A 13,182-nucleotide genomic window follows, 5' to 3' on the forward strand; every position below is an offset into this window, starting at 1 on the left:
TGATGGATCGAGCGGTGGACCGTCTGGTAAAGGCGTACGACACCGCGAACCTCCCGCCTATCCGCCCTGCCGGCGAAGTCGACGCCGTTCTCACGAAGATCGCCGAGGAGATCGCGCCCATGCGCCTCCCGGCCGAGCTCGAGCGGTTCTGGCGACGTGTGGACCCCCACTCGATCACCGTCGCGCCTTACCCGCGGCCGACTAGTCCAACGTTCGCCCTGGACATTTGGACGTCGGACCGCGACGGGTATGCCCTCAGCCCGCGCCTGCTGTTTCCGGTCGCGTACGAGAGTCACGGCCTGTTGTTCGTCGAACTGGAGGACGGGCGAGGCAGCGGCGACGTCGTCCTGGAGTGGGGGTACGGGGGCCAACCGTATTACGTGCGCTTTCCGACGCTCTCGGCCTACGTCGACCTGCTCGCGACGATGATCGAGCTCGAGGAGTTCACTCGCCATCAGCTCGAGACCCACTCGTACGTGGAGTTCGACCCCGACCGCCGCTGGAACGATGCCCTCGCCGTCCGCCTCTCGGCCGCCCAGCCGCTACACAATTTCGGGCACGCGCGGGAGCTCGACGAACGCGTCCTCAACTGGCCGCAGCACTGGTCGTCCTCAAGCGGGCTGACGCCCGAGACCCGGACCCTTCGCGGCGCAACCACGACGGTCGCCGAGCTGCTCGAGCGCGTCGCGACCACGGGTGCCGCCGCCGAGGGCACGCTTCGCGCCACGCTGAACGGCGTCGTCGGTTCGAGTGCAGGCCGCCGCGTTGCCATCGACGACGGGACCGGCGTCCTCGATGTCTGGTGTCCGTCGTCGGTGAGCCACTACTTGTCCACGAGCCGCGGGTTCGAGTTTGACGTAGTCGTGCGCCCGACGTCCGGGCCCACAGGAGACTGGAACGACGATTACCAGGACGTTCAGTCGGCCGCGCTCGCAGGCGATATCGAGGGTGCTCAGGCCGCGGGCATGGAGATCTACGCGAAGGCGTTCCTGACGCCGGCAGCGGCCGAAGCGACGGCGATCCGACCAATCGTCTGAGGCGGAACGAACGGCGAGATCGAACGCTTCCACCGCGTCCTCCGCGACGGCTGGGCCTACGCCTGCGTGAGCCCCGACAAGTGAGGCGATCGTTGCGGCGCGCCTGAAGCGGCCGGGCGCGCGTTGCGCGAAGTTGCGCACACCTGCTTCTGACAACCCGTTGCAGAACGAGCGCGCGTCCTACGCACTCTCTGGCGCACTTACTACCAGGAGTGACGGCGACGGGGGCCGGCTTCCTGAGGGCGTAAGCGGCCGAGATGAAGGCTCGAGAGGCCCTCGATGACGAGCCCGCGAACCGCGCTGCGACGTGAGTTCTGGACGTTCGGGAAGCAGCAGGGTCGCGTCTTACACACCTTCCGGCACACCTATCTCTAGGAGCTGACGCCGAACGGGCCGCTCCGTTGGGGGGTGGGCCGTCGTGATGTCGATGCACAAGCTGACCGTTGGGGAGGGCTACGCGTACCTGACCAGGCATGTTGCTGCCGGCGATGCCGACCTGTCGGCTGGTGACTCACTGACTGCGTACTACGAGAACACCGGCAATCCCGCTGGCCGGTGGGTCGGATCGGGACTCGCTGGCCTCAGTGACGGACAGTTGCCGTCCCACAGTGTGGTCAGCGAGCGGGCGCTGACACTTCTTTTTCGTGATGGCTGTGACCCGACCAGCGGCGTGCCGCTCGGTGCGCCATATCGACGGGCCCGTCCGGGCGGCGGCCGTCACGCCGTGGCTGGTTTCGATCTGACATTCACGGCACCGAAGTCGGTCTCTGTGGTGTGGGGCCTGGGTGACGCGACGACCCGAAACGTCCTCCACGACGCCCACCGGGCCGCGCTCGCCTCGGCCATTTAGTTCATGGAGCACTCCGTAGTCCGCACCCGGGTCGGAGCTGCAGGCTGCCGCCAGGTCCGAACGCGCGGCATGGTGGCTGCCGCGTTCGACCACTGGGACTCCAGAGCCGGAGACCCGAACCTCCACACCCACGTCGTGCTCGCCAACAACGTGCAGGGTCCCGACGGTCAATGGCGCTCGGTGGATGGGCGGACCTTGCACTCCGCCGCAGTCACGGTGTCCGAGCTGTATGACGCGCTGCTCGCCGACGAGGTCACCCGACGTCTCGGCGCCACCTCGTCGCTCCGCGACAGGGGTGAGCGGCGCAACCCGGCGTTCGAGCTCGACGGCGTCGGCGAGGATCTGCTGGCGGACTTCTCGACGCGCGCCGAGCAGATCCACTGCGCTGAGCAACGCTGGACCGACGAGTTCAAGCAGGAGCGGGGACGAGACCCTTCACGCGCTGAGACGATCAAAGCGCGCCAGCACCTGACTCGTCAGACACGCCCACCCAAGGTGGTCCGTGCCTTGCGAGACCTTCTCGCGGAGTGGGCCAACCGTGCGCGGACGCTGACCGGGATCGAGCCCGTCGGCCCGGCCGCTCGCGCCTTGACGGGCACGTACGGGCGCCCCCTGCGCGCGGCCGACGTCGGACCCGAGGTTCGCGCCGCGATCGTTGCGCAGGTGATCGAGGACGTCTCGATCCGCCGATCGGTTTGGTCGACCTGGAACCTCGCCGCCGCCGCACTGCGGTCCTCACGGATGCTGCGGATGGCCTGACCCGAAAACCGGCTCGCGCTGACCAACAACCTCGTGACGGAGGCGGGCCGGGCCTGCTTACGGATCGACGACCCGGCCGATCCTGGTCGTCATCGGGTGGGAGAGGAGACGTTCACCTCCATCGAGTTGCTGCAGGCCGAGCGCACCCTCGTGGACGCGAACGAGACCGCGATGCGCGGCGTCATCCCGCGGCTCGCCGGACGCGTCGCCGACGAGCACCTGGCCGGCCTTGCCGACGACCAGCACGACGCCGCCATGGCGGTGCTGCTTTCAGCGCGGAGCCTCGACGTGATCGTGGGACCCGCCGGTTCGGGAAAGACCACGACCCTGAGTGCGCTGGCCGAGGCGTGGCGACATACCCGCGGCAACGTATCGGCTCGCGCCGTCGGCTAGCGCGGCCGCCACCCTGACCGGCGCGTTGGCAGCACGATGCGAGACCGCCGCCAAATGGATCTACGAGTCGAGCGGCGACGGCGCCGCCAACCGGGCGCTGCGCTATGACGACGCGATGGCTGTGCTGAGCAGCCCAGGCGTGCGGTACGGGGATTGGCAGACCGCGAACGACCGGCGCGGCGCCCTGATCAATGAGCAAGAGCGGTTCCGCCGTGGCGAAGCTCGACGGCGATTCGCGATCACCGGTCACGCGGTCCGCGCGCGAGCCGCACGTGAGCGCGCCTGTTGAACCTGCCCCGTACCCTGTCGACTTCGCAGGGCGCCGAGGGACGGAGAGCCGGAACTGTGTTGCATCGGTCGGCCAGGAGTGAGCCGCAGGGCGAGGGCCGCGTGCCCGACGACTGTCGGCGGATACGGTGCCAGTCGACGGAGCGAGTGTGAGGGGCGGTCACGTCTTCGTCGACGAGTCCAAGGCCAAGGACTTCCTACTCGTCGCCGCCGTGATGCTCCCGAACGGCGTCGATGCGGCACGGCGCTCGATGCGCACCCTTCAGCTGCAGGGCCAGTCCGAGCTGCACATGGTGCGCGAGTCAGACGGTCGCCGGCGCACCATCCTGGCAACGATCACACTGCTGGAGCCGCAGGTGACGATCTACCGGGCGCCGAGAGACGGGCGCACTGAGCTCTCGCGCCGCGAGACGTGTCTGCGCACCCTCGTCGCGGACTGCGCAGCTGCGGGTCACGACCACTTGTCCCTCGACCGCGACGCCTCGATGGTGTCCCGCGACAACCAGCAGATCATCGAGGCTGCCCGCAAGGCAGGCATCGGCGGGACCTTGCGCTACCAGCACGAAACCGCTGCGTCGGAGCCGCTGCTGGCCATCCCGGACGCCGTTGCGTGGGCATGGGCCAAGGGTGGGGCCTGGCGGGCGCTCTGTGGGGGCATCACCCTGGTGGTCCGGGACGTCTGACCCCGGACAGCGCGAGACCCGAGCGCCACAACCGTCCGGAAGGGTCTCGGGTCCACTTCCCGAAGCTCAGCGCAACGGGCTGATCACAGTGTAGGTGGCGTGTGCCATGTGGCACAACCAAGAGGAGCGGGCGAAGCACGCTCGAGCCTCACGGCGCTGGAAAAACGAGCGAACAGACCGGAAGGAGTCGTCCAGACCTGTCGTCGGGCGGCCAATGCCGGTCCTAGCGACACGCCGGCGACACGGCGACATGTTCGTGCAGGTCAGACTGTGCCCGCGAAAGGACTCGAACCTTCGACCTTCTGCTCCGGAGGCAGACGCTCTATCCACTGAGCTACGCGGGCCGGGCATCGTCCGGGGACGATGCGGTGCACGACACTACCAGCCACCGGCGAACCGGATCAGCGCGCCTCTCCCAGAAGCGCCGACAGGTACCGCGTGGTCTCGTCGGCGGCCCGCTCGTGGTCGCCCGCGACGATCGCGTCGACCAGCCCGTCGTGCGAGTCGTGCCCGTGCGTGTCCGTGACGAAGTTGAACCGGATGTTCTCGCCGATCGCGGCGAGCAGGTTCTCGTAGAGCTCGGTCAGCACGGGGTTGGCGCCGGCGCGCACGATCGCGCGGTGCAGGGCCAGGTCGGTGGCGACCATGCCGTCCAGGTCGCCGGCCAGGTAGGCCGCGGACCTCTCGTCGCGACGCTCCAGGAGGTCCGAGGAGTCGCCGGACGTGCGCCGACGGGCCGCGAGCCGGGCGGCCTCGACCTCGAGCGCGCGCCGGACCTCGACCACGTCGCGCTGGCGGGCGTCGGCGATCTGCCGCCCCATGGTGACGGCCAGCTCGGACCGCGAGAGCACGTAGGTGCCCGACCCCTGGCGGCGTTCGAGCAGGCCCGCGTGGACGAGCGACTGGACCGCCTCGCGCACGGTGTTGCGGCCCACGCCGAGCAGGTCGGCGAGGGCGGGCTCCGGCGGGATGCGCGCCCCGACCGGCCATTCCTGCGACGCGATCCGCCCACGGAGCTCGTCGACCGCGGTGTCGATCAGTCCGGTCCGTCGTGGCATCCGGTTAGGCTCCGTGTCCAGGCATGCGGTGCAGTCAACACCGGCGGGTCGGGCTGACGCCAGACCTGCGAGGGATGATCTGCGGCCTCTCGCGTGCTAGATCAGGAGTGCCGGCTGTGATGACGTCCCTCCCCGTGAGCGGGCGCGTCGTCGCACCGTGGCGCGGTCGCCTCGTGGTCCTCGCGGCCATCGTCCTGGTGGGCCTGAACCTGCGGCTGGCCGTCGCCGCGGTCTCGCCGATCGTCGGCCAGCTGCGCGACACCTTCCCCGTCTCGACGACGCAGGTCGGCCTGCTGGGCACCATCCCGGTGGCCGCGTTCGCGCTGTTCGGCACGCTCGCCGCGCCGATCGGACGCAAGATCGGGCTCGAGCCGGCGATCATCCTGGCGATGGCGTTCGCCGTCGTCGGCCAGCTGCTGCGAGCCGTCGCGCCGACCATGCCGGTGTTCCTGGGCTGGTCCGTCCTCGCTCTCGGCGGGATGGGCATGGGCAACGTCCTGCTGCCCCCGCTGGTGAAGCGGTACTTCCCCGACCGGATCGGCGCCGTGACCGCGTCCTACTCGGTCGCGCTGACGGTCAGCACCGCGGTGCCGCCGCTCGTCGCGCTGCCCGTCGCGCAGGCCGCGGGCTGGCGCGTGTCGGTGGGGATGTGGGCGGTCGTCGGCGTCGCCGCGATCGTGCCGTGGATCGTCGTCGTGACCCGGTCCGTCGCCGCGCGCTCGCACCTGCGGGAGATCTTGCGACGAGCCCCGCGTGCCGACCGCCCGGCGCTGCTGGTCCGCTCGGGCGCCGCGGAGTCGCGGCTGGTGTGGCGGTCGCGGCTCGGGTGGGCGCTGGTCCTGACGTTCTTCGCCAACACCACCGGCACCTACGTGATGTTCGCGTGGCTACCGCAGATCCTCGCCGACGCCGGCCTGGGCACCTCCGTGGGCGGCCGCTGGCTCGCCGTGTTCGCGATCCTCGGCCTGCCCGCCGCGCTGTTCGCGCCCATCCTGACCGCCCGGATGCGCAACCCGTACCCTGCGATCGTGCTGTTCGTCGGCTGCTGGATCGTCGGGTACGTCGGTCTGTGGCAGTCGCCGACGCACGGCACGGCGGTCTGGATGATCCTGTGCGGGCTCGGGCCCGGTGCGTTCCCCGTGCAGCTCGCGCTCATCGGGCTGCGCACCAGGACCCCAGCGATCGCCGCGGCCCTGTCGAGCATGGTGCAGGGGCTCGGGTACGGGCTGGCCATCGCAGGACCCGTGGGCATCGGGCTGCTGCACCAGGCCACCGGCTCGTGGACCGCGCCGTTCGTCGTGCTCCTCAGCCTGCTGGCGCTCATCCTGGTGGCCGCGTGGTTCGCGTGCCGGCCCACGATGCTGGGCGACGAAACCCCGGCGTAAGGCGTTCCCGGGCGTCGGTACCCTTTTCCCGTGACTCCCGCTCAGCTCTCCGAGGCCCTCCGGGCTGCCCTCGTGCACGCCGTCGACGACGGCACCTTCGCTCTCGACCCGTCCGAGATCCCGGCGACGGTGCACCTGGAGCGGCCGCGGCAGCGCGAGCACGGCGACTGGGCCACCAACGTGGCGATGCAGCTGGCCAAGAAGGCCGGCACCAACCCGCGCGCCTTCGCGGAGGAGCTCGCCCGTCGCCTCACGTCCACGGACGGCGTGGCGTCGGTGGATGTCGCAGGCCCCGGCTTCCTCAACATCCGCCTGGACGCCGCCTCGGCCGGCGAGCTCGCCCGGTCGATCGTCGAGCTCGGCGCTGAGTACGGCACCAACGACACCCTGGCCGGCGTCTCGCTCAACCTCGAGTTCGTCTCCGCCAACCCGACCGGCCCGCTGCACATCGGCGGGGTGCGCTGGGCCGCCGTCGGCGACAGCCTGGCGCGGGTGCTGCAGGCGTGCGGCGCGACCGTGGCCCGCGAGTACTACTTCAACGACCACGGCGCGCAGATCGACCGCTTCTCCCGGTCGCTGCTCGCCCGCGCGCTGGGCCAGCCCGCGCCCGAGGACGGCTACGGCGGGCAGTACATCAGCGAGATCGCCGAGCAGGTGGTCGCCGACGCCCTGGCCGCCGGCGAGCCCGACCCGCGCACCCTGGCGACCCCCGAGGCCACCGAGGCGTTCCGCGCGCGCGGCGTCGCGCTGATGTTCGCCGAGATCAAGCACGCGCTGCACGACTTCGGCGTCGACTTCGACGTCTACTTCCACGAGGACTCGCTGCACGAGTCCGGGGCCGTCACGCACGCGATCCAGCGCCTGCGGGACCTGGGACGCATCTACGAGTCCGACGGCGCCACCTGGCTGCGCACCACCGAGTTCGGCGACGACAAGGACCGCGTCGTCATCAAGCGCGACGGCGAGGCCGCCTACATCGCGGGCGACATCGCGTACTACCTGGACAAGCGCGAGCGCGGCTTCGACCGGGTCATCATCATGCTGGGCGCCGACCACCACGGGTACGTCGGCCGCATGATGGCCGTCTGCGCCGCGTTCGGCGACGAGCCGGGCGTGAACCTGGAGCTGCTGATCGGCCAGCTGGTCAACCTGGTCAAGGACGGCGCCCCGGTGCGCATGAGCAAGCGCGCCGGGACCGTCGTGACGATCAACGACCTCGTGGACGCGGTCGGCGTGGACGCCGCCCGGTATGCCCTGGCGCGTTCGTCGGCGGACTCCAGCATCGACCTGGACCTCGACCTGCTCGCCAGCGCGAAGAACGAGAACCCGGTGTTCTACGTGCAGTACGCGCACGCGCGCTCGGCGGCCGTCGACCGGAACGCCGAGGCCACGGGGGTGCGGCGCGAGGACGGGTTCGACGCCGGCCTGCTCGACCACGAGAGCGACTCGGTGCTCCTGGGCCACCTGGCGGAGTTCCCGCGGATCGTGGCGCAGGCCGCCGACCTGCGCGCGCCGCACCGCGTCGCGCGCTACCTGGAGGACCTCGCAGCGGCCTACCACACGTGGTACGGGCAGGTCCGGGTGGCGCCCTTCGGCGACGAGGTCGTCGGCGACGTCCACCGCACCCGGCTCTGGCTGAACGACGCCACGCGCCAGACGCTCGCGAACGGGCTCGGCCTGCTCGGCGTGGGCGCGCCGGAGCGGATGTGACCGAGCCCTGGTCCACGGGGGTAGTGCGCTCCGCCGACGGGGTCGTCACCGTCGGCGGCGTGGACGTCCGGGTGCTGGCCGAGACCTTCGGGACGCCCGCATACGTCCTCGACGAGGCCGACCTGCGCGCGCGGGCCCGCGGCTACCGGCGCGCGTTCGAGACGGCGTTCGCCGAGATCGGCGCGGGCGTCGACGTCTACTACGCGGGCAAGGCGTTCCTGTCCGTCGCGGTCGCCCGGTGGGTGCACGACGAGGGCCTGCGCGTCGACACCGCGACGGGCGGCGAGCTCGCGGTCGCCCTGCGGGCCGGCATCCCGGGCGCCGACATCGGCCTGCACGGCAACAACAAGTCGGACAGTGAGATCGCGCGAGCCCTCGAAGCCGGGGTCGGCCGGCTCATCGTCGACAGCCTCGTTGAGATCGACCGGGTGGCGGACGCGGCCTCGGCCGCCCACCCCGCCCCGGTCATGGTCCGGGTGACCACCGGCGTGCACGCGGGCGGGCACGAGTACATCTCGACAGCCCACGAGGACCAGAAGTTCGGCCTCTCGATCCATGCCCCCGACGGCGACAGCCCCGCGATGCAGGGCCTGCTGCGGGTGCTCGCTCGGCCTGAGCTCAGGCTGCTGGGCATCCACTCGCACATCGGCTCGCAGATCCTCGACCCCTCCGGCTTCGAGGTCGCGGCCCGCGCGGTGCTCACCCTGCGCGCGGACCTGGCCTCCCGGACCGGCGTGCTCGTCGACGAGGTCGACCTGGGCGGCGGCTACGGCATCGCCTACCTGCCGGGGGAGGTGTCGCTCGACCCGGACCGCATCGCCAAGGACATCGCGACCTCCGTCGCGGCGAGCGCGCACGACCTGGGCACTCCGCTGCCGCGGTTCTCCATCGAGCCCGGCCGGGCGATCGTCGGGCCTGCGGGGCTGACGCTCTACACGGTCGGCACGGTCAAGCCCGTCCGCATCGACGACGGCACCATCCGGACGTATGTGTCGGTCGACGGCGGGATGAGCGACAACATCCGCCCCGCGCTCTACGGCGCGCGGTACCACGCGGAGGTCGTCGGCCGCTGCTCGTCGCAGGAGTCCGTCCTCGCCCGCGTCGTCGGCAAGCACTGCGAGAGCGGCGACATCGTGGTCCACGACGTGCAGCTCCCGGGGGACGTGCGCGCGGGCGACCTCCTCGCGGTCGCGGCGACCGGAGCCTACGGACGTTCGATGGCGTCCAACTACAACCACGTCCCGCGCCCGCCGGTCGTGGCGGTCTCCGACGGCTCGTCGCGCGTGCTCGTGCGACGCGAGACCGAGGACGACCTGCTCGCGCTCGACCAGGGCTGAGCACCCCTATTCTTGGGGCACCCCACCGACTGGAGCCGTCCTGTGTCTGTGCCATTGCTCGTGCCCGCGACTCCCAGATCGCCCCTGCGCGTCGCCGTCCTCGGCTGCGGCGTCGTCGGCACGGAAGTGGTGCGGCTGCTCACGACGCAGGCGGACGACCTGGCGGCCCGGGTCGGCACGCGTCTCGAGCTCGTGGGCATCGCGGTCCGTGACGCGACGATCCCGCGCGACGCCGTCGTCGACCCGTCGTTGCTGACCACCGACGCCGACGGGCTCGTCGAGAAGGCCGACGTCGTCGTCGAGCTCATGGGCGGCATCGAGCCGGCCCGCGCGCTGCTGCTCAAGGCGATCGCCGCGGGGGCGTCCGTGGTCACCGCGAACAAGGCGCTGCTGGCCCAGGACGGCCCGACCCTGTACGCGGCCGCCGACGAGGCGGGCGTCGACCTGTACTTCGAGGCCGCCGTCGCGGGCGCCATCCCGATCGTGCGCCCCGTCCGGGAGTCGCTGGCCGGAGACACCGTCAAGCGCGTGCTCGGCATCGTGAACGGCACCACGAACTACGTGCTCGACAAGATGGCCTCCGAGGGCCTCGACCTGGACCAGGCCGTCAAGGAGGCCCAGGCGCTGGGCTACGCCGAGGCCGACCCGACCGCCGACGTCGAGGGCTTCGACGCCGCGGCGAAGGCCGCGATCCTCGCGTCGCTGGCCTTCCACACGCGCGTCTCGCTGGACGACGTCGACCGGCAGGGGATCGCGGGCATCAGCGCGGACGACGTGCTCTGGGCCTCGCGGACCGGGTACGTGATCAAGCTGCTGGCGATCGCCGAGCGGGGATCCTCCGATGGTGCGGCGGGCGTGCAGGTGCGCGTGCACCCGGCGCTGGTCCCGTCCGGGCACCCGCTCGCCGGCGTTCGCGGCGCCTACAACGCGGTGTTCGTCGAGGCCGAGGCCGCGGGCGAGCTCATGTTCTACGGCCGCGGCGCGGGCGGTCAGCCGACGGCGTCGGCGGTACTCGGTGACGTCGTCTCGGTGGCACGGCACCGCGTGCTCGGGGGCCGCGGCCCGGTCGAGTCGCGCTACGCCGAGCTGCCCGTCCTGCCCGCGGACGCCGCCCGGACCCGCTACCAGGTGCGCCTCGACGTGGCCGACCGGCCGGGCGTGCTCGCCCAGGTGGCCGCCGTGCTGGCGGACCACGACGTGTCCATCGAGACCGTCCGGCAGTCGGCGCTGGAGAGCTCCGAGGTCGCGCACCTCGTCATCACCACGCACGCGGCACCCGAGCACGCCCAGCGCAGCACGATCGAGGCCATCGAACGCCTCGACGTGGTCCAGCGCGTCGTCTCCGTCCTCCGAGTCGAAGGATCCTGATGGCCCACCAGTGGCGCGGCGTGATCGCCGAGTACGCCGACCGTCTGCCCGCGCACGTCCAGACGCACGTCGTCAGCCTCGGTGAGGGCGGCACGCCGCTCGTCTTCTCCCCGACGCTGTCGCAGGCCACGGGCGCCGAGGTGCACATCAAGGTCGAGGGCATGAACCCGACCGGCTCGTTCAAGGACCGCGGCATGACGACGGCGATGTCGGCCGCGGCCGCCCGGGGTGCCAAGGCCGTCGTCTGCGCGTCGACCGGCAACACGAGCGCCTCGGCGGCGGCCTACGCCACCCGCGCGGGCATGGTCTGCGCGGTGCTGGTGCCGGACGGCAAGATCGCGATGGGCAAGCTCAGCCAGGCCGTCGCCCACGGCGCCACCCTCTTGCAGGTGGACGGCAACTTCGACGACTGCCTGGTGGCCGCCCGCAAGCTCGCCGAGGCGTATCCAGTCGAGCTGGTCAACTCGGTGAACCCGGACCGCATCGAGGGCCAGAAGACAGCGGCGTTCGAGATCGTCGACGCCCTGGGTGACGCCCCCGACATCCACGTCCTCCCGGTGGGCAACGCGGGCAACATCACGGCGTACTGGAAGGGCTACCGCGAGTACGCAGGGCTTGAGGGAGGGGAGCCGGCCGTAGCAGCTCGCACCCCGATCATGTGGGGCTTCCAGGCCGACGGCGCCGCCCCGATCGTCCGCGGCTACCCGATCGACGAGCCCGAGACGATCGCGACCGCGATCCGGATCGGCAACCCCGCGTCCTGGCAGCAGGCGGTGGAGGCGCGCGACGTGTCCGGCGGCCTCATCGAGTCCGTCACCGACGAGCAGATCCTCGCCGCGCACCGCGTCCTCTCGGCCGAGGTCGGCATCTTCGTCGAGCCGGCGTCCGCGTCGGGCGTCGCCGGCCTGCTCGCCCTGTCCGCCGCGGGCCGCGTCCCTGCCGGTGCGCAGATCGTCATCACGGTCACGGGGCACGGCCTGAAGGACCCGCAATGGGCGCTGCGCACGCCCGACGGCGGCGAGGTCGTCCCGGTGCGGGTGACGTCGGACGTGGTGTCCATCGCCGCCGCCCTGAGTCTGGACTAGAGCGGTGCGGCTGGGGGCGGACCACGTCCGCGTCCGCGTCCCCGCGACGAGCGCCAACCTCGGGCCGGGCTTCGACGCCATCGGTCTCGCCCTGGACCTCGTCGACGACCTCGAGGTGCACGCCCTGGGCTCGCCCGGCGTCCGCGTCGAGGTCACGGGGGAGGGCGCGGGACAGGTTCCCGACGACGAGCAGCATCTGGTCGTCAGCTCGCTGCGCGCGGCGCTCGACCAGGTCGGCGCACCGCAGACCGGCCTGCACCTCGTCTGCCACAACCGGATCCCGCACGGCCGCGGACTGGGCTCGTCTGCGGCGGCCGTCGTCGCGGGGATCATCGCCGCACGCGGGCTGATCGCCGAGCCGGAGGCGCTCGCCGACGACGTGGTGATCGACCTCGCGGCGAGCATCGAGGGCCACCCCGACAACGCCGCGCCGGCGGTGCTCGGCGGCGCGACGCTGGCCTGGAAGGACGCCTCGGGGTTCCGTGCGATCGGCCTGTCGGTCGACCCGTCCATCGCGCCGATCGCGATCGTCCCGCCCACGCACCTGTCCACCAAGGCCGCCCGTGGCGTGCTGCCGGCGACCGTCCCGCACGCCGACGGTGCGTTCCAGGCCGGCCGTGCGGCGCTCCTGGTCGAGGCGCTGGGCCGTCGGCCGGACCTGCTGCTCACCGCGACCGAGGACCGCCTCCACCAGGAGTACCGCCGCTCCGTCATGCGCGACTCGCTGGCCCTGGTGGACGCCCTGCGCTCGCGTGGCGTCGCTGCGGTCGTGTCGGGCGCGGGCCCGACGGTGCTGGTGCTCGCACGGGCCTTCGGCGGCGGCGCGAGCACCGATGCGGACGAGGCGATCGCGGCGGTCTTCGGTGGCGCGATGGGCGGCTGGCGGGTCCTCCCGCTGGCGGTCGACCGCTCCGGCGCGACCGTCGAGCTCGGCTCCCCGTCCAGCAGGTGAACCCACCGGGTGAAGTACGCCCGTGCGGGTCACCCGTCCGGGTGCAGAAGCCGACAGTGGTAGCATCGATGCGTTCCCCGGACCTCGTCCTCAGGTCACCCGCGTCGTTATTGACCGGGTGCCGACGAAGAGTCGACGACCCGGGAACGATCCAGCCCACAGCGCGCAGACGTCGTCGTACGTACGCAGCGTGTGTGGCTCCACCACCGTCTCGGTCACCACGACCGGACGTCGGCCGATCCCCGATCCATCGGGTCCCGGCCACCGACGAGGGGAA

At 71.6% G+C, this 13,182-nt stretch carries 11 protein-coding genes, 1 tRNA gene and 1 pseudogene; 11 read left to right on the forward strand and 2 right to left on the reverse strand.

What is annotated here, in order from left to right; translation table 11 throughout:
- The first annotated feature begins 2 nt into the window (after window positions 1-2).
- From ACPPVS_RS03945 to ACPPVS_RS03965, 5 genes and pseudogenes are all read left to right on the forward strand, one after another.
- Entirely contained in the window at window positions 3-1,037 is a 1,035-nt protein-coding gene (locus ACPPVS_RS03945; protein ID WP_426594691.1) for a hypothetical protein, read from the forward strand.
- A 427-nt stretch (window positions 1,038-1,464) separates the two neighbouring features.
- Window positions 1,465-2,646: pseudogene (gene mobF / locus ACPPVS_RS03950) on the forward strand (MobF family relaxase).
- A 33-nt stretch (window positions 2,647-2,679) separates the two neighbouring features.
- Window positions 2,680-3,039, forward strand: coding sequence for an AAA family ATPase (locus tag ACPPVS_RS03955; protein WP_426594692.1), 360 nt, complete (start codon window positions 2,680-2,682; stop codon window positions 3,037-3,039).
- A gap of 25 nt (window positions 3,040-3,064) precedes the next feature.
- Complete coding sequence (locus tag ACPPVS_RS03960) at window positions 3,065-3,328, forward strand: hypothetical protein (RefSeq protein WP_426594693.1); 264 nt, start codon at window positions 3,065-3,067, stop codon at window positions 3,326-3,328.
- Between the two features lie 148 nt (window positions 3,329-3,476).
- Window positions 3,477-4,010: a hypothetical protein gene (locus tag ACPPVS_RS03965; RefSeq protein ID WP_426594694.1), complete on the forward strand. Its 534-nt coding sequence runs from the start codon at window positions 3,477-3,479 to the stop codon at window positions 4,008-4,010.
- A 271-nt stretch (window positions 4,011-4,281) separates the two neighbouring features.
- Here the strand turns inward: ACPPVS_RS03965 and ACPPVS_RS03970 are convergent.
- Both ACPPVS_RS03970 and ACPPVS_RS03975 read right to left on the reverse strand, forming a co-directional pair.
- Window positions 4,282-4,354: transfer RNA gene (locus ACPPVS_RS03970), tRNA-Arg, on the reverse strand.
- 57 nt (window positions 4,355-4,411) lie between these two features.
- A complete protein-coding gene (locus ACPPVS_RS03975; RefSeq protein WP_426594695.1) occupies window positions 4,412-5,068 on the reverse strand; it encodes a FadR/GntR family transcriptional regulator in 657 nt (218 codons plus the stop codon).
- Window positions 5,069-5,187: 119 nt separating this feature from the next.
- Between ACPPVS_RS03975 and ACPPVS_RS03980 the strand changes: the two genes are divergently transcribed.
- Genes ACPPVS_RS03980 through thrB form a run of 6 tightly spaced genes read left to right on the forward strand, consistent with a single transcriptional unit; the run spans window position 5,188 to window position 12,905 of the window.
- On the forward strand, window positions 5,188-6,453 hold the full coding sequence (locus ACPPVS_RS03980; protein WP_426594696.1) for an MFS transporter: 1,266 nt from the start codon (window positions 5,188-5,190) through the stop codon (window positions 6,451-6,453).
- Between the two features lie 30 nt (window positions 6,454-6,483).
- The gene (argS, locus tag ACPPVS_RS03985) at window positions 6,484-8,163 is read left to right on the forward strand and encodes an arginine--tRNA ligase (RefSeq protein WP_426594697.1); all 1,680 of its coding nucleotides are present in this window, start codon (window positions 6,484-6,486) and stop codon (window positions 8,161-8,163) included.
- Entirely contained in the window at window positions 8,160-9,500 is a 1,341-nt protein-coding gene (gene lysA, locus ACPPVS_RS03990; protein WP_426594699.1) for a diaminopimelate decarboxylase, read from the forward strand. Before argS ends, lysA begins: the two co-directional genes overlap by 4 nt.
- Before the next feature lie 60 nt (window positions 9,501-9,560).
- Complete coding sequence (locus ACPPVS_RS03995; RefSeq protein ID WP_426594700.1) at window positions 9,561-10,868, forward strand: homoserine dehydrogenase; 1,308 nt, start codon at window positions 9,561-9,563, stop codon at window positions 10,866-10,868.
- Entirely contained in the window at window positions 10,868-11,953 is a 1,086-nt protein-coding gene (gene thrC, locus ACPPVS_RS04000; RefSeq protein WP_426594701.1) for a threonine synthase, read from the forward strand. Before ACPPVS_RS03995 ends, thrC begins: the two co-directional genes overlap by 1 nt.
- A gap of 4 nt (window positions 11,954-11,957) precedes the next feature.
- Window positions 11,958-12,905, forward strand: a complete 948-nt coding sequence (gene thrB, locus ACPPVS_RS04005) for a homoserine kinase (RefSeq protein ID WP_426594702.1) — start codon at window positions 11,958-11,960, stop codon at window positions 12,903-12,905.
- Window positions 12,906-13,182 lie beyond the last annotated feature (277 nt).

Origin of the sequence: Cellulomonas sp. McL0617 (assembly GCF_049994875.1) — a bacterium.
Lineage (GTDB): Bacteria > Actinomycetota > Actinomycetes > Actinomycetales > Cellulomonadaceae > Cellulomonas.

Bases quoted from the DNA above. Each gene is read 5' to 3' on its own strand.
- ACPPVS_RS03975 (WP_426594695.1), bottom strand. From the start codon at position 5,068: ATGCCACGACGGACCGGACTGATCGACACCGCGGTCGACGAGCTCCGT.
- ACPPVS_RS03945 (WP_426594691.1), top strand. From the start codon at position 3: ATGGATCGAGCGGTGGACCGTCTGGTAAAGGCGTACGACACCGCGAAC.
- ACPPVS_RS03980 (WP_426594696.1), top strand. From the start codon at position 5,188: ATGACGTCCCTCCCCGTGAGCGGGCGCGTCGTCGCACCGTGGCGCGGT.
- thrC (WP_426594701.1), top strand. From the start codon at position 10,868: ATGGCCCACCAGTGGCGCGGCGTGATCGCCGAGTACGCCGACCGTCTG.